Below are 23,491 nucleotides of genomic sequence, written 5' to 3'. Positions count from 1 at the left end.
TGTTCTATGCTGGTGGACCACCCGCATCCACACCCCAGGCCCCGCCATGACGCTTTTGCTCTCCCACACCCTCAACCGCACGCTCAGCCAATGGCTGGCTGAACGCCTGGCCCATCCGCAGCCCGAGCTGGCGTGGCAGCTCTGGTGTTTTGAAGGCGTTGATGCGCGCCGGGCGGCGGAGCAACAACTGGCCAAACAGGGCATCAGCGCCCGCATCCGCAGCGCCTACAAGCCGCTGGTACATGCGGTGCTGGAAGATCTGGACACCACCGGGCTGCAAAGCCTGCAGCTGTACTACCCGCTGCATGCAGATGCTGCCGCCAACCGCTTCATGCTGGAGGCCTACCCGCTGGCCGCGATGCTGCCGCCCGGTGTCGATCTGCAGATGGAGGCTGGCCAGCCCAACAGCAGCTACACACTGGCGCTGCGCTACCAGGATGGGCGTACACAAAGCCTGCAGGTGTTCGCGCCCAACCGGGCTTTCGAATCGGCGCACGGCAGCAGCGGCATCACCCCCTGCGGCTGGCAACAGGCGCATGATGCCCAGGGGCGCATCGTGCACGATACCGCTGTACTCACCGACTATGAAGCGGCCTATGCCCAAGCGATGCAGGCCATTGAGCACCATGCCTGGCCCAAGACCGAGCCCTTCTTTGGCCGCCTGCACATTGCCATGCAGCTGCCTGGTTTTGAGCAGCAGATTGCCGGCACCGGCGAGACCATGAGCACGCCCGAAGCCATGCACGAGGACCTGTATTTCTCGCTGCTGGAGCATTTCCAAAAGCTGTCAGGCCGCGCAGCCGGTGACCGCCGCCTGCAACCGGGCCAGATCGTGCCCGATATCCGCATCGCCGCCCAGTCCCATCCGCTGGAGCTGACAACGGTGGGCTTGCAGATCCGCGCACTGGCCCTGAGCGAGCCTTTGCCCGAGGTGGATAACGGCCTGCCAGCGGCTGCCCTCAGCCCCCACAGCATGGCCCAGGCCGATGCAGCCGCAGCGCAGCTACAGCGCGCGCCGAGCCTGGCCCAGATGGATGCGCTGGTCCAGCCGCTGTTTGCCGCCTATGGCAGCGCCTGCCAGGGCCAGAGCGTGCAAGGCCGCCGCATTGCCGCCACCTACAAAAAGGGCAGCGAGCACCCGGTGGTGCTGAGTGGCGGCCAGCATGCCAACGAGATATCGGGCGTGACAGGCGCGCTGCGCGGTGCGCTGGCACTGGCGCAGCAGGCGGACAGCCACTTTGCCTATATCCCCGTCGAGAACCCCGACGGCTACGACCTGCACCAGTGGTACTGCCGCTATGCCCCCGAGCAGATGCACCATGCAGCGCGCTACACCGCGCTGGGCGATGACCTGGCCTACCGCGACCATGCCCCCTGGTATGAAGGCGCGCTGCGGCGTGATGCGATTGCCGCCAGTGGCGCGCAGTTGCACCTGAGCCTGCATGGCTACCCGGCCCATGAATGGACGCGGCCCCTGTCTGGCTATGTACCGCAGGGCTTTGACCTCTGGACCATTCCCAAGGGCTTTTTCCTGATTCTGCGCTACCAGGAAGACTGGCAGCCGCAGGCAGAGGCTCTCGCCGAGCGGGTCGCGCAGGCCTTGCTGCAGGTAGAAGGTTTGCCAGAATACAACCGCCGCCAATTGGCGCTGTACCAACGCCATTCCGGCCGCCAGCCATTTGAGCTGCGGCACGGCACGCCCTGCACCATGCAGGTCGACAACCATGGCCTGGCCCCCGTGAGCCTGATCACCGAGTTCCCGGACCAGACGGTGGTGGGCGATGCGCTGGTATTTGCGCATACCGTGCAACGCGCTGCGGTGCTCGCCGCCTATGCCGCCTGGCAGGACATTGTGCAAACGCGCTGAGCTGGTGAGCATCACTGGCCTGGCACCGATTTTCACGCAGTGCAGCTGCGCCCTGCTAAGCTGCCTGCCATGTGGAATGTACTTGGCATATCGATTGGCGCCTGCCTGGGCGCGCTGGCACGCTGGCAACTGGGCCGCTGGCTCAACCAGCCCTATGCCTTGCTGCCCTGGGGCACCTTGGCAGCCAACCTGGTGGGCGGCTATGCCATCGGGCTGCTGGTGGCCCTGTTCCAAAACGCACCGGGCATTGACCCGGTCTGGCGCCTGGTGCTGATCACCGGTTTTCTGGGCGCCCTCACCACCTTTTCCAGCTTCTCTGCCGAGACGGTATCGATGCTGCAGGCCCAGCGCTACGGCCTGGCGCTGCTGCAATGCAGCCTGCACCTGCTGGGCTCGCTGGCCTTGACAGCCCTGGGCCTGGCGACCGGCCAGGCGCTGTGGGGCGGGCGCTGAGGATCCTCAAGGCGTATTTTTTAAGGCATTGGCGCAAGCGCATGCCCAAATCGCTCTATATTCAGTAGCAGCGCAGGCCCCGCTTGCGCTGCTTGTGTTTTTTGTGAACGCTGGTGCCTGCCGGGCACTGGCATTGTGAAAGCTGGAGAAGACCATGGACGCCAACACCCAACTCGACGAACAAGTCATGGCGCATGACTGGAACCTGTTCGGCGCCGACATGTCGCCAGAGCAGGCTGCCAAGCGCGACTCTTACCGCCTGGCCTTTGCCGACCCCGAGTTTCTGAGCCGCCGCGAGACCCGCTCGATCCGCTTTCAGCTCGAGATGCTCAAGCCCGATCTGGAGCTGACCGCCCAGGGCATCAACAACACCGTGGTGGTGTTTGGCAGCGCCCGCTTTGTCGCGCCCGAAGAGGCCGAGGTACTGCTGGCTGCCGCCCAGGCCCAGGGCGATGCCCAGGCGATTGCCGTGGCGCAGCGCGCCGTCACCACCAGCCGCTACTACGATGCCGCGCGCCGCTTTGCGCGCCTGGTGGCCAAGTTCAGCGAAACCCAGAAGCTCGAAGACCGCCTCTACATCTGTACCGGCGGCGGCCCCGGCATCATGGAAGCGGCCAACCGCGGCGCCTCCGAAGAGCACGCGCCCAATGTCGGCATGAACATCACCCTGCCCCATGAGCAGTCGGGCAACCGCTACATCACGCCGGCGCTGTGCTTCAAGTTCCACTACTTTGCGCTGCGCAAGATGCACCTGATGATGCGCGCGCGCGCCCTGGTGGTGTTTCCCGGCGGCTTTGGCACGATGGATGAGCTGTTCGAGGTGCTGACCCTGGTGCAGACCCACAAGGCCAAGGGCGTGCCGATTGTGCTGTTTGGCGTGGATTTCTGGTCGCGCATGCTGAACTTCGATGTGATGATCGAGTACGGCACCATCTCGCCCGAGAACGTCAAGCTCTTCCACATCACCGACGATGTGCATGAGGCCTGCCGCATCATCCAGGCCTACTACCAGCGCTGACGCAGCGCCCAGACCATCAAAAAACCGCTCCTGGCCATGCAGCCAGGAGCGGTTTTGCTTTGGGTAGCGGGAGCGTGCCGCTGCGCGGATCAGCCGCCCAGGTAGGCCTTGCGGATGTCTTGGTTGCGCAGCAGGTTGACGCCAGAGTCCTCCAAGGTGACCTTGCCGGTCTCCAGCACATAGCCCCGGTCGGCGATCTGCAGCGCCTGGTTGGCGTTTTGCTCGACCAGGAACACGGTCACGCCCTGCTCACGCACGGCCTTGATGATCTCGAAGATCTGCGCAATGATCAGCGGCGCCAGCCCCAGCGTAGGTTCATCGAGCAGCAGCAGGCGCGGCTTGCTCATCAGCGCCCGGCCAATGGCCAGCATTTGCTGCTCGCCGCCCGACATGGTGCCGGCGCGCTGCTCGGCTCGTTCCTTGAGGCGGGGAAAGAGCCCGTAGACATAGTCAATGCCGTGCGCAATCTCCTGCTTGTTCAAGAAGAACGCGCCCATCTGCAGGTTCTCCATGACGGTCAGATCCTTGAACACACGGCGGCCTTCGGGTGAGATCGCAATGCCCTTGCGCATGATCAGGTGCGAGGACTGGCCCACCAGCTCTTCGCCCTCGAACTTGATCGAGCCCGTGGTGGCACAGGGGTTGCCGCAGACGCTCATCAGCAAGGTGGTCTTGCCCGCGCCATTGCTGCCAATCAGCGAGACGATCTCCCCCTCATTGACATGCAGGCTCACATCGTTGACTGCACAAATCGCACCGTAATGCGTGCTGATATTCTTGATTTCCAACATCGGCTGCATCAGGACTCTCCCAGGTATGCCTTGATCACGCGTTCGTCATTGCGAATGACCTCCGGCACACCCAGTGCAATCGGCTTGCCATACTCCATCACCAGGATGCGCTCGGACACCCCCATCACCAGGCTCATGTCGTGCTCGATCAGCAGCACGGTCACGCCGTATTCGCGGCGCAAGCGGTCGATGAGGTGCTGCAGCTCCACCTTTTCCTGCGGGTTCAGGCCCGCTGCAGGCTCGTCGAGCATCAGCAGCTTGGGCTTGGTGATCATGCAGCGCGCAATCTCCAGCCGGCGCTGGTGGCCATAGGCCAGGTTGCCCGCCTCGCGGTTGGTAAAGGCACGCAGGCCCATCACATCCAGCCAGTGGGCCGCTTGCTCCTTGGCGTGCTCTTCGGCCGCACGGTAGGCCTTGGTCTTGAACAGGCCCGACAGCAGATTGCGCTTGATCTGCTGGTGCTGGGCCACCAGCAGGTTTTCCAGCACCGTCATGCCCTTGAACAGGCGCACGTTCTGGAAGGTACGCACCACGCCGTGGTTGGCCACCTCATGGCTGGCAAGGCCGGCAATCGACTGCCCGCCCAGCGACACGGTACCGGCCGTGGGCTTGTAGAAACCGCTGATGCAGTTGAACACGGTGGTCTTGCCCGCGCCATTGGGGCCAATGATGGCGAACACCTCTTGCGGCTTGACATCGAGCGCGACCTGGTCGACCGCGAGCAAGCCGCCAAAGCGCATGCACAGGCCGTCGACCTTCAATATGCTTTGACTCATAAACACTTCTCCCTGTTTGCGTTTTCCGTGTTTACGGTCATTGCTTCAACTCTTCATGGTGGCGCTTCATCGGGAACAAGCCCTGCGGACGCCAGACCATCATCAAGATCATCACCAGGCCGAAAATCAGCATGCGGTATTCCGAGAACTCGCGTGCCAGCTCGGGCAGCACCGTGATCAGGATCGCGGCCACGACGACGCCGATCTGCGAGCCCATGCCGCCCAGCACCACGATGGCCAGGATCAGCGCCGACTCAATAAAGCTGAACGACTCGGGGCTGACAATGCCCTGGCGCGCGGCAAAGAATGCACCGCCAAAACCGGCAAACATCGCGCCCAAGGTGAAGGCCGAGAGCTTGATCTTGGTGGGGTTCATGCCCAGCGAGCGGCAAGCGACTTCGTCTTCACGCAGCGCTTCCCAGGCGCGGCCAATCGGCATGCGGATCAGGCGGTTGCTGATCCACAAGGTGACCAGGGCCAGGCCCAGCGCCAGCAGGTACAGAAAGACCACCATGTGCATGGTGTTGAACTCGATGCCCAGGAACTGCTGCAAGGTCTGCGCACCCTCCTGCGAGGCCGAGCGGGTCAGCTCAAAGCCCAGGAAGGTGGGCTTGGGAATGCTCGAGATGCCATCCGGCCCGCCGGTGAAGTCCACTAGGTTGACCAGCAGCAGGCGGATGATTTCGCCAAAGCCCAAGGTCACGATCGCCAGGTAATCGCCGCGCAGGCGCAGCACCGGAAAGCCAAGCAAAAAGCCGAACAAGGCAGCGGCTGCGCCGGACAGCGGCAGCGCTTCCCAGAACGACCAGCCGGCCCAGTGGAACAGCAAGGCGTAGGTATAGGCGCCCACGGCATAAAAGCCGACAAAGCCAAGATCCAGCAGACCGGCAAAGCCGACCACGATGTTCAGGCCCAGGCCGAGCATCACATAGATCAGCGCCAGGGTGGCGATATCGACCGCGTTGCGGCCGCTGAAAAACGGCCAGGCAATGGCCGCCACAATCACCAGCCACATCAATGTCATGCGCATGCGGGCGCTGACCTCGGGCAGGCGCGGCGCCTGCACCCGGGCCATATGCTTACCCAGCAGTGGCTTGACCAGCTGCAGCACCAGCACGATGACAAAGCCCCAGATCACCAGGTTCCAGTGCGGCTCAATGTAGTTCTGGCCGCCCTTGCGCTCCAGGTGCAGGCCAAAGATGGGAACCACCACCAAAGCGGCCAGCACGGCCGAGATGATGGCGTTCTTGATGTTCGCTTTCACCATCAGACTTTCTCCACTTCAGGCTTGCCCAACAGGCCCGTGGGGCGGAAAAGCAGGATCAGCACCAGCAGACCAAAGGCGACGATGTCCTTGTACTCGGACGAGATATAGGCGGCAGCCATGGTCTCGGCAATGCCCAGCAGCACGCCGCCCAGCATCGCACCCGGAATGCTGCCGATACCGCCCAGCACGGCTGCAGTAAAGGCCTTGATGCCCGCGACAAAACCGATATAGGGGTTGAGCTTGCCAATCGCCAGCGCAATCAGCACGCCGCCCACGGCAGCCAGCACCGCGCCCAGGATGAAGGTGAACGACACCACCTTGTTGGTGTCAATGCCCAACAGATTGGCCATCTGCATGTCTTGCGAGCAGGCGCGCGAGGCGCGGCCCATGCGCGAGTGGCGGATGTAGAAGGTCAGCGCGGCCATCAGCACCACGGCCACCACAATGATCAAGACGCGGGTGTAAGGCACAAAGACCTCGAAATCACCCATGTGAAAGTTGAATGCACCAGGCAACAGCGAAGGCACCGCCATATCGCGCGCACCCTGGCCCAGGGCCACCCAGTTCTGCAAGAAGATCGACATACCGATGGCCGAGATCAGGGCCACCAGACGGGGGCTGCTGCGCAAGGGCTTGTAGGCCACCTGCTCGACCACATAGCCATAGACCCCGGTGAGCACCACGGCCACCAGCAGCATGGCACCAATCACCACAAAGACCGGCAGCCCGCTTTGCGTGCCGATGGCCGACAAGGTCACCAGGCCGATATAGGCCGCAATCATATAAATCTCGCCGTGGGCGAAATTAATCATTCCGATAATTCCATACACCATCGTGTAGCCAATGGCCACCAGCGCGTAGATCGCGCCCAGTGACAGACCATTGAACAACTGTTGTATGAATTGGGGCAAAAAATCGTTCATACCGTACCAACCCAATTCCATTGGCGCTTGTGGCCGCCAAAATAAAAAAGCATGGCTCTATGTTTTAGAGCCATGCTTTTGCCAAACACTTACTTGGTTGCAGGCGACTTGCTGCCGTCCTTGTGCCAGCTGAACACCTGGAAGTCGTAGGACTTCAGGTCACCCTTGGCATCCCAGGCGAGCTTGCCCAGTGGGGTTTCGAAGGTTGCGGTATGCAGGTGCTTGGCCACCTTGGCGCCATCATTGCCCACGGCCTTGATCGAGTCAGCAATGACTTGCACGGCGGTGTACGAACCCATCTGGAACGAGCCGGAAGGATCGCGCTTCTTGTCCTTGAAGGCCTTCACGATGGCGGCGTTCTTGGGGTTGGAAGCGAAGTCCGCAGGCAAGGTCACCAGCATGCCTTCCACGGCAGGGCCGGCGATGGCGTTGATTTCAGGATTGCCCACGCCTTCAGGGCCCATGATGCGGACCTTCAGGCCTTGCTCGGCCGACTGGCGCAGCAGCAGGCCCATCTCTGGGTGGTAGCCACCGTAGTAGACAAAGTCCACGCCAGCGCTTTTCAGCTTGGTGATCACGGCCGAGTAATCGCTGTCACCGGCGTTGATACCCTCGAACAGCGCGACGTTCACGCCGTCGGCCTTGAGCGTGTCACGCACGGCCGTGGCAATGCCCTGGCCGTAGGATTGCTTGTCATGCAGCACGGCAACCTTCTTGGGCTTGACGTTCTGGGCAATGAACTTGGCAGCGAAAGGACCTTGCTGGTCGTCACGGCCAATGGTGCGGAAGATCGAGCTGAAGTTCTTGCCTTCGGTCAGTGCGGGCGACGTGGCCGATGGGGTCACGACCACCACACCTTCGTTGTTGTAGATCGGAGCTGCAGCAATGGCAGCGCCCGAGCACACGGGGCCGACCACGTAATGGATCTTGGCATTGACCACGCGGTTGGCAGCCACTGGGCCTTGCTTGGGTTCGCAGGCGTCGTCAACGATCACCGCCTCAAGCTTGTTGCCATTGACGCCGCCAGCGGCATTGATCTGCTCCAGCGCCGTATCCACACCCTCCTTGACCATGTCGCCGTACTGGGTCAGCGGACCCGTCGCAGGAATCACCACGCCAATCTTGATATTTTGAGCCTGGGCGGCGCCAGCCAGCATGCTGCCGGCCAAACCAAATGCAACCACCATCGAGTTGAGGCGAAACGGTACCTTCATATCGGAATCCTTTTTTTAATCGAGCTATGGATCGCAACCATTGCCAATAGAGCAACTATCAAGTGCGATGCGGAGACAGCATATAGGTCTAACCAACTCTCACAAGAGGGATGCCAAGGATTGCCAAATATGTCACGTATGTGCTAGCAGACAGTGACCTTTGCACCTATGCGAGGCATCCATCGGCATCTTTGCACCAAATGTGTGCAAATGTCTCTAAAGCCACCGCAAGCAGTGGTTGAGCCCTTCTCCGTTCAAATGCATTTTTTCCATCCATCAGATGGAACCCTGCGCACCCCGGCATCCGCCGCGTGCTTGCCCCCTCCCCTTGCCAACAGCCTAGTGGCCATCACAAAGCCCAGGATACAAGCACACCATTGCGAGAGGCAGCATTGTGCGCGAAAAATCCTGCCGCGCGCGCATTCAGCGCTGCCCAAACACATTGAGGCCCAGCCAAGATCGGCATAGCGGGTTCAGCCCACAGGTTTTATTGTTACATCCGCAATCAAAAGCCACGCCACTCATCACTGCCCAGAAAACTGATCAAAAACCAAGAAACGCGAAAAACGCTGAATACACAGGGGCTTATGGGGCTGCCACAACCTGACAGCATGTGAATGTTTTCATTCGGAGATTCTTTAACCATTGCTAACTCAAGCAAAAACTGCTTGCACAATGTCAATCACGTATGGAGAATTGTTCAACATGAAAGAGATTAGGTTGATCAATTCCAAAGGCAGCGGCGCGGACAACGCCGTGGCCGCCTCTGCCTGGCTGCCCGATGACGCCCACCATCGCCAGCAATTTCTGCAACTGCTGGAGCAGGCCATTGCTGACGGCGGGCCAGGCACCTACCTGCTGCAGACCCGTGGACACCATGTGCTCACGGATATTCTCTACCCCAACCGGGCGTTTTGCACGCCAGCCTAAGCGCTGCGGGCATTGCGCGCTGGCCGCAAGTGCCGGTCTGCTGCGCCGGGCTCATGCCGCTCTTGCGCATCGCTGCGCCAAGGCAAGCGCCTATGCGCTTTTGCTGCAGCACCGCCTTCATTGCCGGCACGGGCAGATTTTTGGCTGCACGCGCCAGTTTGGCGTCAGTCACCCACCACCACCCCGAGCGCTGCCAGCTTGGAGGCCAGCACATCGCGCCGGCGTTCAGCCTTTGCGGCAGTCGCCATCGCAGCACGCATGGCTTGAGGCCCTTTGAGCGATGCGACACGCACCAGGGCCGTTTTCTGGTTCACCTCGGCCACCAGCTTTTGGTAACTGGCCATCAACGCAGCATGTTCTTGGGAAGGGCTCACAGCTTTTCCTTGTCTTTCTACAGCCGCTATTGTCGGGCGAAATGCCTCCCGTTCATGGGCATCGCCCTGCGCTAACGCAGGGTCTGTATCGCGCCTGGCGACAGTGCTCCCAGCCTTTGCTGCCTCCGATTGTGTTGCATGGCAGCCAATGCGCCTGCACGCAAGCCGGAACCGGTTACAGTGGGGCATAGCTCAAGGAGGATTCCATGGTCACCCAAGCGCAACGCAACCGAAGCCCGGACACGCAAGCACATGGATACCAGCCTGCGTCAGCAGCACCTCCTTGGCACTCGCAGCAGGCCTAGCCCTCTCTACGCTCCGCCCGGATTTCCCTTTTGATTGCGACGGGCGAGTGACTCCGGTTATCTCGCCATGCACACCGCTTGAGCCTTATGAAAACCATCGACGAAATGCTGAGCCTGGACCTGCTTACCCACGACCAACATGGCGAGATCAGCGCCTGGATTGACCAGTCCAGCTCCCCCGAAGAAATTCTGCAAATGCCCCCCAACCTCTGGCAGGCCATCGAGCGCGCAAGCCTGGCCATGGGGGTCAACGACGATCTTTTGCGACCGCCTGCCCTCGACGCAGGCAGCTTGCTGCTGGGTTGATTTTTGCCTAGTACCGTGTTTGCTGGTGGCGCAAGCCAGGCCAAGGAGCTGTTACCCATCCAGGGGGACACGAGGGCTCGCTAGCCAGTTCCACCGGCATGGATGTGCCAAGGGGCCTCGGAATGGCTGGCCTCAGCGGACACAGCAGTCTAAGGTCTGTGAGGCCGGCCATTGCGCTGCCGCCAGTTCACACTCTGACACGCTTGCCGTGACAGTTGTTTATTTTGCAAAGGCCCGCTGGCAATAGGTATAGCTTATGATTTTATGGATATAGGGAGGGTGCCAGAACGAAGTATTAGCTAGTCATTCCTTGAGAGCCTGCTGAACGCAGGCTCTTTTTTTTTTTAATCCAAGGGAATACCCTTGCAAAATCGATTTATATCAATCTATAGAATATATCTAATGATTTTGCCGGATTCATGCACCATCCTCCCTCCCTCTCTATATTTGCATGAACATGCCTGAGCGATCAGGAACGGCTTTTTACAGCGCCTCTGGCCACCTTCGGGTGGCCTTTTTTTGCGGCCATCGAGTGCTGAAGTTCAGAAGCGCTGCCCGCTCCGCCCCAGGCCATCGTCATCGACGGCTATGTGTGGCTGGGTGATGAAAAGCGTGCCGGCCTGGGTGCCCACCTTTACCAAGCCCTCGATGGCGCGGCTCCGGTCATCGGCGTCGCAAAGACCGCCTTCCATGGTGTTGCATCCTGCCCGGATGTGGTTCAAGTGCGCCGTGGCCAGTCGCAGCGCCCCTTGTTTGTGACAGCGATCGGCGTCAGCCCGCAGGTAGCCAGTGCCTGGGTCGCCAGCATGGCAGGCGCGCACCGAATACCATCGCTGCTGACCCTGACCGACCAGCTCTCCCGATCTGCCAGGCTGGAGCCTTAGGTACCGCCCTGCTGAGCGGGTTGCCGGCCTGTACCTTAGGCTGGGCAGCACCGGTGGTGGACGGTCCGTCGTTGCGGGCAAGCGCCGCAAAGCCTCCAGCGTGCTCACAGCCACACTGCGTCCGCAGTGCCCATCCCAGCCCGGGCGTGCTGCGTCTTTCTGCACCTGCAATAACAAAATCACTATTTTCAGTGATAACAATTGTTACGCACTCTCTCTATGCTTCAAACTCAGCAGCCCTTCACCTCCGCGTGCAGGCGGCTGCTGAGTATCAGTTCCACTTTGTTGGATGGCGAGAGATGAATACCAGCACTGCACACCCATCGTTCCATGCGGCCACTACCTTGCAAGGCTTGCTTCCGCCTCATTTGTGGCGAGTGCTCGCAAGAAATGGCATTACCACCATTGAACAGGTAGCCCAGAGCTACCCGGAAAAGCTTCTGCAAATGCCCAGCGTGGGCCCCAGGACCTTTAGAAAAATAGAGGAAAGCCTGTTTCCTGGCAAGCGCTATGCACCCCCCCGGCAGGCCTATGTTGTACAGACCGATCTGGACCAGCCATCCAAAGCCCTGCCCTTTTTCAGACGCACCCAGAATGCCCTGAGGCGGCACGACCTCAAGTAGCCAAGGCTGCGCTTGGGTGACAGCGCTTGGAGACCTTGCGCAGACCGGCGCTTTGCGGCCAACCCAATATCTACAAGCCTGCACCCTTGTGTTGCCATCGCATTCATGGCTTTGGCTATTGCAAATCCCTGCACCGCCATCACGGCCGTTCCATACCGCCGATGGACTGCAACGCCCACCCTCCGCGTGGCATGCTCATGGACAAGGGCTCGTACCAGTTGCCCCTCCTGACTGCGCCCAAGCGCCCACGGCTCCGCTTAGCGCACTTTCCCATATTAAACACGGCAACCTTGCCCATGCACAGGCGAGACGGGGCTCCTTCGGGCAAACTGCCAAAGTTTCAAAAAGTTACATGGTGCTTCACACCCAGGACAAACTCCTGCCCAAGCGCTTGCATAGGATCAGCTGAAGTCATCGGGCTGGCTGCCACATCAGTCCTTTGCACAGCTCCCTCCCGCCCGTTACCCTGCGGGCATTCAAGCCACCCCAGCCGGTGGCTTTTTTTTCCGCGTCACACGCCTGATCAAACGCGGCAAACGCCTTGCGCAACACTGCCGAGCATTACGGATCAGCCGCCAAGAAAAAAGCCCCTGCGCTATTCGCACAGGGGCTTGATTTCTTTAAATTTTATATGGTGGGTCCTGCGAGATTCGAACTCGCGACCAACGGATTAAAAGTCCGCTGCTCTACCGACTGAGCTAAAGACCCGCCGCGTTTGCTTGACAAATTCTTAAGAACTGGTCTTGCTCACAACAGACTTAGATTATAGCGTAGGTTTTTTGTCATTTTGGGGAATGCGCCAATTTTTCCAAAATCCAGCTGGCTGCGCACATGCCGAAGGTCGCCGTCACTGCCACCGACGAGCCATAGCCATGGCAGTTCAGCGAGCCATCACCATCGACCGCGCAAGAGGGATCAGGGCCGGCAACAGCCTCCTGGCTGTAGATGCAGGCCACATGCATCTTCTTGCCATCCTTGGGGGCACCATATTCTTTGCGCATACGGTAGCGCACCTGGGCCAGCAAGGGGTCGTGCGTGGTCTGCGACAGGTCAGCCTGCTCCACTTTCCAGGCCAGGCGTTTGCCACCCGCAGCACCGATGCAGACAAAAGGCCGCTGGTTGCGCCGCCCCCAGTTGGCCATCGCGGCCTTGGCACGCACCTGGTCACAGGCGTCGACAAAGCCGTCAACGCCATCCAGCAACGCGGCGCAGTTCTCGGCAGTGAGAAAGTCTTCCACCACCTCGACTTCACAATGGGGATTGATCTGGCGGATGCGGTCGCGCATCGCGTCGACCTTGGCCATGCCAATGGTGTCGGTCAGCGCATGGATCTGGCGATTGATGTTGGACTCGGCCACATTGTCCAAGTCGATCAGGCGCAGGCGGGCAACGCCACTGCGGGCCAGTGCCTCGGCAGTCCAGGAGCCCACGCCCCCAATGCCGATGACTGCAATACAGCTTGCGCGCATTTGCGCGGCAGGTGCTACGCCAAACAGGCGGTCCAGGCCGCCAAAGCGCCTTTGTGTGTCAACGTCCGCCTCGGCGTCCTGCCGATCGGGCGCCGATGGAGACGGTGCACTCATATCACTTCAGCTTGGAGAGGCGCTCTTTAGCGGCCGCTGCCGCATCGCTTTGCGGGTAGGCAGCAATCAGGTCTTCCAAGGTCTTGCGGGCGGCCTTGGTGTCCTTGAGCTCGATCTGGCAGTTGGCAATGGACAGTGCCGAATCAGGCGCGCGCATATGCTCGGGCGCCTGGGCCAGGATCAGCTTGAAATTATCGATGGCGGGCTTATAGTCGCGGGTGGCGTAGTACGCGTTGCCCAGCCAAAAGCGTGCCGATGGCACATAGCCACTCTTGGGGTAGCGCTGGATGAAGCTGCTGAACACGCCGGCGGCATCGGCAAACTTGCCAGTGCGAAACACGCCAAGCGCGGCTTCAAAATCACGCTTTTCGGCAGGATCGGCTTTGAACTCCTGCCCATCTACGGTGACCGAAACGGGTTCAAACTGCTGGAGCCTGGCTTCAACGCCCTTGGCCAAATCAGTCTGACCGCGCTTCAGATCGGCAACCTCACGTCGCAGCGTCTCGTTTTCACCGCGCAACTTGTTCATCTCGCCACGCATGGATTCAATCTGCGATTGAAAATCCAGCAGGCTGCGACGCACTTGCGAGGTGTCCTCACCATTTTGGTTGTTGCCTTGCGTCAGCTGATCGACACGCTGGCGCAGTTCAATGATGGCGCGACGCGCGTCGCCATCTTCAAACAAAGCGGCTTGGGAGGTGCTTGCACAGGCCATCAAGGCGGCCAGTGCAATCCAACGGGGAGTACTGCGAGTGAGGTTCATGGAGCCCTATTAACGGTAGTTCAGTTCAACGCGGCGGTTTTGGGCGTGCGCGTCTTCCGAGTTACCTTCAGCAGCCAGCTTTTCCTTGCCGAAAGACACGGCTTCGAGTTGGCTGTCGCTCACGCCCAGCACGTTCAGCGAACGGCGCACGGCTTCAGCACGCTTTTGGCCCAGGGCCAGGTTGTACTCACGGCCACCGCGGTTGTCGGTGTTGCCTTCGAGCATGACCTTGCGCGATGGGTTGGCCTTCAGGAAGCGTGCGTGTGCATCCAGCATCGATTGCGCATCGGGCTTGACCGAGTAGCTGTCGAAGTCAAAGTACACAATGCGTGCAACGCCGACAGGGCCTTGGCCGTTGGCTGCGCTGTTGTTCAGGTCCACACCACCGACGGTGCTTTGGCCAGCACCACCGGCACCAGCGCCTTGACCGGCGGTAGCAGCACCCTTGTCTTCCACAGGTGCGTTATCCAGCGGAGGCGCAGAGCTGCAACCAGCCAACACGGCAGCGGCCACCAGGGCCAGCGAAGCTTTCTTCAATGACAACATGTAAAACTCTCCGAAACGAATTTCTCGTATAAAAATAATTGACTCGCCAAAAACCAATCTTAGGGCTGGTATGGGCCCCAATCGGGCTCCCGTATGTCTCCGCTCTGCCCTGCCAGTCGTGCCTTGATCTTGCCGTCCAGCGTCGTGGTCATGAGGGCTTCACGACCGCCTTCGCGGGTTGCATAGACGATGAGTCGGCTGTTCGGAGCAAAACTGGGGCTTTCATCGCTCGTGGTGTCGGTCACCGACGACACGGTGCTGGAAGCCAGATCCATGACCTGCAATTTATATCCACCACCGGCGCGGGTGATGTAAGCAAGTGTCTTGCCATCAGGACTGATGGAAGGAGAAATGTTGTAGGACCCGCTGAACGTCACGCGTTCTGCGCTGCCGCCTTGGGCGCCCACGCGGTAGATCTGCGGCGCACCGCCGCGATCGCTGACGAAGTAGATATAGCGGCCATCCTTGGAATACGTGGGCTCGGTGTCGATGCCACTGCTTTGCATCAGACGGCGAGGCTCACCACCACTCGACGGAATGGTGTAGAGCTGCGAGCCGCCATCGCGGCTCAAGGTCACTGCCAAGGTGCTGCCATCGGGCGACCAGGCCGGCGCACTGTTGGAGCCCCGGAAATTGGCGATCAGGCGGCGGCGGCCGGACGAGACCTCGTGTACATAGACCACGGGCTTGCGCGACTCGAACGACACATAGGCCAGTTGCGTGCCGGCAGGCGACCAGGTGGGCGAGATGATAGGCTCGGGGCTGGCCAGTGCCGACTGCGCATTCTCGCCGTCCGAATCGGCCACCCACAAGGTGTAGCGGGGGCCAGCCTTGGTCACGTAAGCGATACGGGTCGAGAACACGCCCTTTTCGCCCGTGATTTTTTCGTAGATGTAGTCCGAGATCTTGTGCGCGACCAAGCGCAGATCGGCCTGCGGCACGCTGTAGCTTTGACCGCCCATGTCGGCGCCCTTGACCGCATCCCACAAGCGGAAGCGCACATCAAAGCCATTGGCGCCACGGCTCACACTGCCCACCGACAGGTACTCGGCACCGGCGGCCGACCACTTGGCCACATCGGGGCGCGAGCTCTCGTCCAGCTGCTCGCCCGATGCATCGACGGGCTTGAAGAGACCGCTGCGGATCAGATCGGCCTGCACGATGGCAGAGATCTTTTGCGGCGACGCATCTTCGCCCCGGAACTTGGGCAAGGCAATGGGGATTTGCTTGATACCAACGCCACTGATCTCAACCCGGAACTGCGCCAGGGCGGGAACTGCAGGGGCTGCGAGCGCAGCACCCAAAACGTGACGACGATGGAATAGCGGCTTGGCCGCCTCCGAGATGAGAGATGGGAAGCGTGTTTTAGTCATTACCGACCATCATAAATGCGCTATGCATGACAAGCCTTGAAGGCTGCAGGATGTTACACACCCCACAAATTCTTTATTATCGTCCAACGTCGACAGCCGTGCATTTTAGAATCACCTCTACATGTCCACAACTGAAAAACCATCTTCTGCACGTGCATCTGAGGCATCTGCCAGCACCGAGGGCTCCAAACCCGCTGGCAGCGTTGCGCAGATGCCACTGCGCGCACGCCTGTCGCGCCTGGCGCCCTACTTTGGCTACCAACGCTGGACCTGGGTGCTCGCCATTCTCGCGACCATCGTTGTAGCCGGAACCGAGCCCGCCATCCCGGCGCTGCTCAAGCCCTTGCTGGACCAGGGCTTTACCGGCGGCACCTTGCCGCTGTGGGCCGTGCCGGTGACCATCGTTGGCGTCTTTTTCATCCGCGGCCTGGCGCAGTTCATCAACCAATATGCGCTGGCACGCATCGCCAATGACGGCATGATGCGCCTGCGCGAGAACCTCTTTGGCCGGGTGCTCGATGCGCACCTGGGGCTCTTTACCAAGCAGTCGGCCAGTGCGCTGTCCAACACCGTGGTGTATGAGGTGCAAAACGGCTCCACCCTCATCGTGCAGGCCTTGCTGATGCTCTCGCGCGATGGCTTCACCGTCATTGCGCTGTTGATGTATTTGCTCTACCTCAACTGGCAGTTGACCCTGATCGTGGCCGTGCTGCTGCCCAGCGTGTCGTGGATCATGAAAAAGCTCTCCAAGCGCCTCTACCACATCACCAAGGCCAGCCAGCAAGCCACCGATGAGCTGGCCTATGTGGTCGAAGAAAACGTGCTCGCGCACCGCATGGTGCGCATCCACGCTGCCCAGGCCAGCCAGTCGGGCCGCTTCCAGATTCTGAGCCGCAAGCTGCGCCAGTTGGCCATCAAGGCCACCATCGCATCGGCGGCGATGACGCCGCTCACCCAGTTGCTGGCTGCTGTTGCGCTGTCGGCGGTGATCTGCATCGCTCTGTGGCAAAGCCGCACCACCGGCATCAATGCCAAGGATGTGACCGTTGGCGGCTTTGTGGCCTTTATCTCGGCGATGCTGATGCTGATTGCCCCGATCCGACGCCTGGCCGATGTGGCCAATCCGCTCACCCGGGGCGTTGCCGCGCTGGAGCGCGGCCTGGGCCTGCTCGAAGAGATCCCCGCCGAGCAAGGCGGCGGCTACAAGACCGCACAAGCACGTGGCGCCATTGCGCTGCAGGATGTCAGCGTGGCCTTTGGCGAAGACAAGGCCCCGGCACTGCGCCACCTGAGCCTGACCATACACCCCGGTGAAGTGGTGGCGCTGGTGGGCCCCTCGGGCGCTGGCAAAACCACGCTGGTCAACCTGCTGCCGCGATTCATCGAACCCAGCGACGGCCAGATCAGCATCGATGGTGTGGCCCTGGCCGATTGGGACCTGCACAGCCTGCGCAGCCAGTTTGCGATGGTGAGCCAGGATGTGGTGATGTTCAACGACAGCATCGCTGCCAACGTGGCGCTGGGCCAGGACATCGATGAAAAGCGCCTGCTCGAATGCCTGGCTGCCGCCAACCTGCAGGACTTTGTCGAGCGCCAGCCCCAGGGCATCCACAGCATCGTCGGCCACAATGCCAACCAGCTGTCTGGCGGCCAGCGCCAGCGGCTGGCGATTGCCCGGGCGCTGTACAAAGATGCGCCGATCCTGATCCTCGATGAAGCGACCTCGGCGCTCGATACAGAATCCGAGCGCCTGGTGCAAGAAGCCCTCTCGCGCCTGATGCAGGGCCGCACCACCTTGGTCATCGCCCACCGTCTGTCCACCATCGAACATGCCGACCGTGTGGTGGTGATGGAGCGCGGCCAGGTGGTCGAGCAAGGCACGCACCAGCAGCTGATCGACTTGGGCGGCCTGTACGCGCGCCTGCAATCTCGCCCGCACTAGTCAAGCAAGGCCACCAAGGCATCCCCGCGCAACCCCAACATCTGCTTACCGCGCCAAACCACAGCGGCGGTTGGCAGGTGTGGACTATCGCCGCTAGCATGCGGATAGGCAGCCATCCCGGCCGCTGCCCGAGGAGGCTGCATGCGTGTCCCTATCCATCCCTGGTGGCGCCAGCTGTGGCTGGCCGCCCTGCTTTGCTGCGGGGCTGTGCTGGCACAGGCCAATAACCCACCCGCGCTGTGGCTTGCGCAAAAATACCCCGGCGGCCTGGATCTGCAGCAGTACTGGGTGAGCGAGAAATACGACGGCGTGCGCGGCTACTGGGATGGCCAAGCGCTCTCGACACGCCAAGGCACCGCCATCAACGCACCCGCCTGGTACACCGCCGGCTGGCCCGCCACGCCGATGGAAGGCGAGCTATGGGCCGGGCGCGGCCAGTTTGCCCGCGCGCAATCCATCACCAGCAAAGCCACACCCGAAGATACCGACTGGCAGGGCCTGCGCTTTATGGTGTTTGACGCACCCGCAGCACCAGGCAGTTTTAATGAGCGCCTGCCAGCCATTGCGCAGTTTGTGGCTGCCGTGCAGCAACCCTGGGTACAGGCTGCACCGCAATGGCGAGAGACCGACGAGGCCCGCCTGATGGCACAGATGCGGCGCATCGTGCGCGAAGGGGGTGAAGGGCTGATGCTGCACAGGGCCAGCGCCGTCTACCGCAGTGGGCGCAGCGGCGATGTGCTCAAGCTCAAACCGCATGAGGATGCCGAGGCCCAGGTGATGGGCTATGCACCCGGGCGTGGCAAATACGAAGGCATGACAGGCGCCTTGCTGGTCCGCACGGCCGATGGCATCGACTTCAAACTCGGCAGTGGATTGAGCGATGCGCAGCGCCGCGATCCACCTGCCATTGGCAGCTGGGTGACCTACCGCTACCGCGGCCTGCACGACAGCGGTATACCGCGCTTTGCCACCTTCTGGCGCGTGCGGGAAGAAGGCATGCCGCCCTCCCCAACTGCCGAAGTGGCAAGCACGCCATGAGCCATGAGCGATGAACGGGCATAAAAAAAGCAGCGCATGGGCGCTGCTTTTGAGCTAAAGAGAGCGTGACGCAGAGGACTCAAAGTCCCCCGCCGCTCCTCACCTGCCCGGTCAGACCTTGGGCGAGCGCGGCTTGGCCACGCGGCGTGGCTTGGGCGCTGCCTGCGGGGTCTTGGCCACGGGCGACACAACACCTTCGCTGGCATCACCCATGGGCTTTTCTGCCTTGAGCGATTTCTTCATCGCAGCGGTGCTGCGCTTTTTGGCCGACGAGGCGGGCGCCTTGCCTTCCAGCATGGGGCTGCGCTTCTTGGACGAAGCCACCGGCGCAGAGACCACCTGGGTTTGCACGGCCTGGTCGCTGGCGTCCAGCGCCACGCAATCGGCGTAGTAACGCACTTCGCCGCTTTCTTCGTCCACCAGCTCCACCAGGCCGTGGATATCGGTCTCGAAGCCTGGGCAGAGCTTGGAGAACTCACGCGCGAACATGAGGTAGTCCACGATCTTCTTGTTGAAGACTTCGCCAGGAATCAGCAGCGGAATGCCGGGTGGGTATGGCGTGACCAGACCCACGGTAACGCGGCCTTCCAGATGGTCGATCTCGACACGCTCGGTCTTGCGGCGCGCGATGTGCGCAAACGCGTCCGATGGCTTCATCGCAGGCGTCAGGTCCGACAGGTACATCTCCGTGGTCAGACGGGCGATGTCGTACTTGGCGTAGAGCTGGTGCACATGCTGGCACAGGTCCTTGAGGCCCATGCGCTCATAGCGCTTGTGCTGTTGGCAGAACTCGGGAAGGATGCGCCACATCGGCTGGTTCTTCTCGTAGTCGTCCTTGAACTGCTGCAGCGCGGTCAGCATGGTGTTCCAGCGGCCCTTGGTGATGCCGATGGTGAACATGATGAAGAACGAGTACAGGCCCGTCTTCTCGACCACCACACCGTGCTCGGCCAGGTACTTGGTGACGATGGACGCGGGGATGCCGGTCTCGTCAAAGTCACCGTCCAGGTCCAGGCCCGGCGTCACGATGGTGGACTTGATCGGGTCCAGCATGTTGAAGCCATCGGCCAGATCGCCAAAGCCGTGCCAGTTGTCGAACTCCTTGCCGTTCTTGCCCTTGGTCTTGCGCGATGCGTCCGGGCCACGAATGATCCAGTCCTGGGCCGAGCCCACGCCTTCGTCGGCCAGGGCTTCCGGGCCCCAGACCTGAAACCACCAGTCGTCCTCACCAAACTCATCGTCGACCTTGCGCATCGCACGGCGGAAGTCCAGCGCTTCGAGAATCGACTCTTCCACCAGCGCGGTGCCACCGGGCGGCTCCATCATCGCAGCGGCCACGTCGCAGCTGGCGATGATGCTGTACTGCGGGCTGGTCGAGGTGTGCATCAGGTACGCCTCGTTGAACAGGTTGAAGTCCAGCTTTTGCGTCTGGCTGTCCTGCACCAGCACATGCGATGCCTGGCTGATACCGGCCAGCAGCTTGTGGATGGACTGGGTCGCGTACACCACCGAGTGTTTCGGGCGCGCGCGCTTCTTGCCCATGGCGTGGTAGCTGCCATAGAAGGGGTGGAAGGCCGCATGCGGCAACCAGGCTTCGTCAAAGTGCAGGTTGTCCACGTAGCCATCGAGCTTTTGCTTGATGGTCTCGGTGTTGTAGAGCACGCCGTCGTAGGTCGATTGCGTCAGCGTCAGCACACGAGGCTTGACGGCCTTTGGATCGACACCCTTGAGCAGCGGGTTGGCAGCGATCTTGGCTTCGATGGTCTTGGGCGAGAACTCGCTCTCATGGATCGGGCCGATGATGCCGAAGTGGTTGCGCGTGGGCTTCAAGAACACCGGAATCGCACCCGTCATGATGATGGAGTGCAGGATGGACTTGTGGCAGTTGCGGTCCACCACCACCACATCGCCCGGCGCCACCGTGTGGTGCCAAACCATCTTGTTCGAGGTCGAGGTACCGTTGGTCACAAAAAAGCAGTGGTCGGCATTGAAGATGCGCGCCGCATTGCGCTCGCTCTCGCCAATCGCGCCGTTGTGGTCCAGCAGCTGGCCCAGCTCTTCGACGGCGTTGCAGACGTCGGAGCGCAGCATGTTCTCACCATAGAACTGGTGGTACATCTGGCCAATCGGGCTCTTCAAGAAGGCCACACCGCCGCCGTGACCGGGGCAGTGCCAGCTATAGGAGCCGTCTTCGGCATAGTCCAGCAGCGCCTTGAAGAATGGCGGCTGAATGCCTTCGAGGTAGTTCTTGGCTTCGCGCAGGATGTGCTTGGCCACGAACTCGGGCGTGTCCTCGAACATGTGGATGAAGCCATGCAGCTCGCGCAGGATGTCGTTGGGCAGGTGGCGGCTGGTCTTGGTCTCGCCATAGATGTAGATCGGCACATCCGGGTTCTTGCGGCGCACTTCGGTGATGAAGTCACGCAGGTTGTGCACGATCTGGTCATCACCGCCGCCCAGCTGGAACTCCTCGTCGTCGATCGACAGGATGAAGGCACTGGCGCGGCTTTGCTGCTGCGCAAACTGGCTCAGATCACCATAGCTGGTCACGCCCAGCACCTCAAAGCCCTCCTCCTCGATGGCATGTGCCAGATCGCGGATGCTCAGGCCGGAAGTGTTTTCCGAGCGAAAGTCCTCGTCAATGATGACGATGGGAAAGCGAAACTTCATGGGCGTTCCCGCAGGGGCGGGCCTCACTAAAACAATCGAAACAGGCGCGAAGTGTACGGAATTTGCACGCCCTTTTTATGTATCCTGCATCAATTGCCGCAAAATTGGTCGGCATATCGCACAATCGGGTAACAAACCTAATCGAACAAGGAGGGAGCTATGGAGATGTCAACCGTGTGGTGGCTGCTGACCGGCCTGGCCGTCGTCGCCGAGCTGCTCACCGGCACGCTGTATTTGCTGATGGTCGCCATTGGCATGGCTGCCGCTGCCATCGCTGCGCACCTGGGTGCCAACGAAGTGGTGCAGATCCTGGTCGCCGCCATCGTCGGGGCGGCCACCGTGCTGGCCTGCTACCTGCGCCAAAAGCGCCGTGGCTCGCTGCTCTCCGGTGAGCGCGAGCAGGACATGCACCTGGACATTGGCGAGCAGGTCCAGATCGAGCACTGGGAGGCCGACCGCACAGCCCAGGTGCGCTACCGCGGCGCGCCCTGGACGGCTGCATTGCTGGGCCAACACCCTGCGCTGCCCGGCGCCTACCGCGTGGTGCGGCTGGAGGGCAACCGCCTGCTGGTGGAACCCACCGAGCCCGCCGCGCACTAACCACTGGTTCCCGTCAACCAGATGCCAATCACCGGGGCATGGCAAACATAACAAACGCAGCCAAATCCATGCCCCACACCCCCGCCTGGCCCGTCACACCCGCATGGTGTAATGGCCAGGACCTTTGAGCCAGGGGCCCGCCCCCAGCCAGTCACTGAAAAACGGGCGCGTTGTACAAAGCAGTGCGTCCATGAGGAGAGCCCATGGAAGTCGCCATCATCATATTTGTCATCGCCATCATCTTCATTGCGATGTCCGTCAAGATCGTGCCCCAGCAGCACGCCTGGGTCAAAGAGCGCCTGGGCCGTTACGCCGGCACCCTGGCCCCCGGCCCGCGCTTCATCATTCCCTTTGTCGACAAAGTCGCCTACAAGCACAGCCTGAAGGAAATTCCGCTGGATGTCCCCAGCCAGGTCTGCATTACGCGCGACAACACCCAGCTGCAGGTGGACGGCATCCTGTACTTCCAGGTGACCGACCCGATGCGCGCCAGCTACGGCTCATCGAACTACATCATGGCCGTCACCCAACTGGCCCAGACCTCGCTGCGCAGCGTGATCGGCAAGCTGGAGCTCGACAAGACCTTTGAAGAGCGCGACATGATCAATGCGCAGATCGTCTCGGCGATCGACGAGGCCGCGCTCAACTGGGGCGTGAAGGTGCTGCGCTACGAGATCAAGGATCTGACGCCACCGGCAGAAATCCTGCGCTCCATGCAAGCCCAGATCACCGCCGAGCGTGAAAAGCGCGCGCTGATTGCCGCCTCCGAAGGCCGCCGCCAGGAGCAGATCAATATCGCCACCGGCGAGCGCGAGGCCTTCATCGCCCGCTCCGAAGGTGAGAAGCAAGCGGCGATCAACAAGGCGCAAGGCGAGGCCGCATCGATCACTGCGGTGGCTGATGCCACCGCCCAGGCGCTGGAGCGCATTGCCACCGCCATCCGCCAGCCCGGCGGCGAGCAAGCCGTGCAGCTGAAGGTGGCCGAGCAGGCCGTGCATGCCTACGGCAAGCTGGCCAGCGACGCGACCACCACCTTGGTCGTCCCGAGCAACATGACCGAGGTCTCCAGCCTGATCACCTCGGCCATGCGCATGATCCAGACCGGCAAGGGCCAGTAACCGCTTGGCCAACGCAAATGCAGCACGTGCCCCTTGAGCCGCGCTGCATTTTTGCCAAACAAGGCCCCGCTTTGCTGGAAGGCGACAAATTTCAGGCTAGAATACACGCTTCACCGACTGGAGAGGT

22 protein-coding genes and 1 tRNA gene are annotated in these 23,491 nt (G+C 61.2%); 11 read left to right on the top strand and 12 right to left on the bottom strand.

Going from position 1 to position 23,491, the window contains the following annotated elements; genetic code table 11:
* The first annotated feature begins 46 nt into the window (after nt 1–46).
* The 3 genes from WH265_RS11350 (at nt 47) to WH265_RS11340 (ending at nt 3,338) form a co-directional block, all read left to right on the top strand.
* Complete coding sequence (locus WH265_RS11350; protein ID WP_339558348.1) at nt 47–1,867, top strand: peptidase M14; 1,821 nt, start codon at nt 47–49, stop codon at nt 1,865–1,867.
* Nucleotides 1,868–1,936: 69 nt separating this feature from the next.
* Complete coding sequence (gene crcB / locus WH265_RS11345; protein WP_027011202.1) at nt 1,937–2,320, top strand: fluoride efflux transporter CrcB; 384 nt, start codon at nt 1,937–1,939, stop codon at nt 2,318–2,320.
* Nucleotides 2,321–2,474: 154 nt separating this feature from the next.
* Nucleotides 2,475–3,338 (top strand): LOG family protein, encoded by an 864-nt coding sequence (locus WH265_RS11340; protein WP_339558347.1) that lies wholly within the window; start codon nt 2,475–2,477, stop codon nt 3,336–3,338.
* 89 nt (nt 3,339–3,427) lie between these two features.
* On the opposite strand, the gene WH265_RS11335 is transcribed toward WH265_RS11340, so the two are convergent.
* From WH265_RS11335 to WH265_RS11315, 5 genes are all read right to left on the bottom strand, one after another.
* Complete coding sequence (locus tag WH265_RS11335) at nt 3,428–4,129, bottom strand: ABC transporter ATP-binding protein (RefSeq protein WP_116927423.1); 702 nt, start codon at nt 4,127–4,129, stop codon at nt 3,428–3,430.
* 8 nt (nt 4,130–4,137) lie between these two features.
* Complete coding sequence (gene livG / locus WH265_RS11330; RefSeq protein ID WP_021028268.1) at nt 4,138–4,905, bottom strand: high-affinity branched-chain amino acid ABC transporter ATP-binding protein LivG; 768 nt, start codon at nt 4,903–4,905, stop codon at nt 4,138–4,140.
* Between the two features lie 37 nt (nt 4,906–4,942).
* Nucleotides 4,943–6,175, bottom strand: coding sequence for a high-affinity branched-chain amino acid ABC transporter permease LivM (locus WH265_RS11325; protein ID WP_373604934.1), 1,233 nt, complete (start codon nt 6,173–6,175; stop codon nt 4,943–4,945).
* Nucleotides 6,172–7,095, bottom strand: coding sequence for a high-affinity branched-chain amino acid ABC transporter permease LivH (gene livH / locus WH265_RS11320; RefSeq protein ID WP_027011204.1), 924 nt, complete (start codon nt 7,093–7,095; stop codon nt 6,172–6,174). Before livH ends, WH265_RS11325 begins: the two co-directional genes overlap by 4 nt.
* A gap of 89 nt (nt 7,096–7,184) precedes the next feature.
* Complete coding sequence (locus WH265_RS11315; protein WP_116927355.1) at nt 7,185–8,309, bottom strand: branched-chain amino acid ABC transporter substrate-binding protein; 1,125 nt, start codon at nt 8,307–8,309, stop codon at nt 7,185–7,187.
* Nucleotides 8,310–9,029: 720 nt separating this feature from the next.
* On the opposite strand from WH265_RS11315, the gene WH265_RS11310 reads away from it, so the two are divergent.
* Nucleotides 9,030–9,239, top strand: coding sequence for a hypothetical protein (locus tag WH265_RS11310; protein WP_339517939.1), 210 nt, complete (start codon nt 9,030–9,032; stop codon nt 9,237–9,239).
* A 164-nt stretch (nt 9,240–9,403) separates the two neighbouring features.
* Here the strand turns inward: WH265_RS11310 and WH265_RS11305 are convergent, their stop codons facing one another.
* Nucleotides 9,404–9,613: a hypothetical protein gene (locus WH265_RS11305; protein ID WP_021028273.1), complete on the bottom strand. Its 210-nt coding sequence runs from the start codon at nt 9,611–9,613 to the stop codon at nt 9,404–9,406.
* Between the two features lie 392 nt (nt 9,614–10,005).
* Here WH265_RS11305 and WH265_RS11300 point away from each other — a divergent pair, with 392 nt between their 5' ends.
* The 3 genes from WH265_RS11300 (at nt 10,006) to WH265_RS11290 (ending at nt 11,731) form a co-directional block, all read left to right on the top strand.
* Complete coding sequence (locus tag WH265_RS11300) at nt 10,006–10,224, top strand: hypothetical protein (protein ID WP_021028274.1); 219 nt, start codon at nt 10,006–10,008, stop codon at nt 10,222–10,224.
* Nucleotides 10,225–10,814: 590 nt separating this feature from the next.
* On the top strand, nt 10,815–11,108 hold the full coding sequence (locus tag WH265_RS11295) for a hypothetical protein (RefSeq protein WP_339558346.1): 294 nt from the start codon (nt 10,815–10,817) through the stop codon (nt 11,106–11,108).
* 299 nt (nt 11,109–11,407) lie between these two features.
* Nucleotides 11,408–11,731 carry a helix-hairpin-helix domain-containing protein gene (locus WH265_RS11290; RefSeq protein WP_339558345.1) on the top strand — a complete coding sequence of 108 codons (324 nt, stop codon included), beginning with the start codon at nt 11,408–11,410 and terminating at the stop codon, nt 11,729–11,731.
* 632 nt (nt 11,732–12,363) lie between these two features.
* On the opposite strand, the gene WH265_RS11285 is transcribed toward WH265_RS11290, so the two are convergent.
* The 5 genes from WH265_RS11285 to tolB form a co-directional block, all read right to left on the bottom strand.
* Nucleotides 12,364–12,439 (bottom strand) — tRNA-Lys (locus tag WH265_RS11285).
* 74 nt (nt 12,440–12,513) lie between these two features.
* Nucleotides 12,514–13,314 (bottom strand): tRNA threonylcarbamoyladenosine dehydratase, encoded by an 801-nt coding sequence (locus WH265_RS11280; protein WP_339558344.1) that lies wholly within the window; start codon nt 13,312–13,314, stop codon nt 12,514–12,516.
* Between the two features lies 1 nt (nt 13,315).
* Nucleotides 13,316–14,077, bottom strand: a complete 762-nt coding sequence (gene ybgF / locus WH265_RS11275; RefSeq protein ID WP_027011353.1) for a tol-pal system protein YbgF — start codon at nt 14,075–14,077, stop codon at nt 13,316–13,318.
* A gap of 9 nt (nt 14,078–14,086) precedes the next feature.
* Nucleotides 14,087–14,623: a peptidoglycan-associated lipoprotein Pal gene (pal, locus tag WH265_RS11270; RefSeq protein WP_312989465.1), complete on the bottom strand. Its 537-nt coding sequence runs from the start codon at nt 14,621–14,623 to the stop codon at nt 14,087–14,089.
* Nucleotides 14,624–14,682: 59 nt separating this feature from the next.
* Nucleotides 14,683–15,996, bottom strand: coding sequence for a Tol-Pal system beta propeller repeat protein TolB (tolB, locus tag WH265_RS11265; RefSeq protein ID WP_339517932.1), 1,314 nt, complete (start codon nt 15,994–15,996; stop codon nt 14,683–14,685).
* A gap of 211 nt (nt 15,997–16,207) precedes the next feature.
* On the opposite strand from tolB, the gene msbA reads away from it, so the two are divergent.
* Nucleotides 16,208–17,938 carry a lipid A export permease/ATP-binding protein MsbA gene (gene msbA / locus WH265_RS11260; RefSeq protein ID WP_339558497.1) on the top strand — a complete coding sequence of 577 codons (1,731 nt, stop codon included), beginning with the start codon at nt 16,208–16,210 and terminating at the stop codon, nt 17,936–17,938.
* 141 nt (nt 17,939–18,079) lie between these two features.
* Complete coding sequence (locus WH265_RS11255) at nt 18,080–18,976, top strand: DNA ligase (protein ID WP_339558343.1); 897 nt, start codon at nt 18,080–18,082, stop codon at nt 18,974–18,976.
* Between the two features lie 111 nt (nt 18,977–19,087).
* On the opposite strand, the gene WH265_RS11250 is transcribed toward WH265_RS11255, so the two are convergent.
* Entirely contained in the window at nt 19,088–21,646 is a 2,559-nt protein-coding gene (locus WH265_RS11250) for an arginine/lysine/ornithine decarboxylase (RefSeq protein WP_312989470.1), read from the bottom strand.
* 159 nt (nt 21,647–21,805) lie between these two features.
* Here WH265_RS11250 and WH265_RS11245 point away from each other — a divergent pair, with 159 nt between their 5' ends.
* Complete coding sequence (locus WH265_RS11245; protein WP_021028802.1) at nt 21,806–22,246, top strand: NfeD family protein; 441 nt, start codon at nt 21,806–21,808, stop codon at nt 22,244–22,246.
* A gap of 203 nt (nt 22,247–22,449) precedes the next feature.
* A complete protein-coding gene (locus WH265_RS11240) occupies nt 22,450–23,364 on the top strand; it encodes an SPFH domain-containing protein (RefSeq protein WP_021028801.1) in 915 nt (304 codons plus the stop codon).
* Nucleotides 23,365–23,491 lie beyond the last annotated feature (127 nt).

The sequence above is a fragment of the Comamonas sp. MYb396 genome (genome assembly GCF_037479555.1).
In the GTDB taxonomy this organism is placed as follows: domain Bacteria; phylum Pseudomonadota; class Gammaproteobacteria; order Burkholderiales; family Burkholderiaceae_C; genus Comamonas.
The sequence above is the reverse complement of the archived record's forward strand: the minus strand, read 5'-3'. Positions and strand labels throughout refer to the sequence as shown.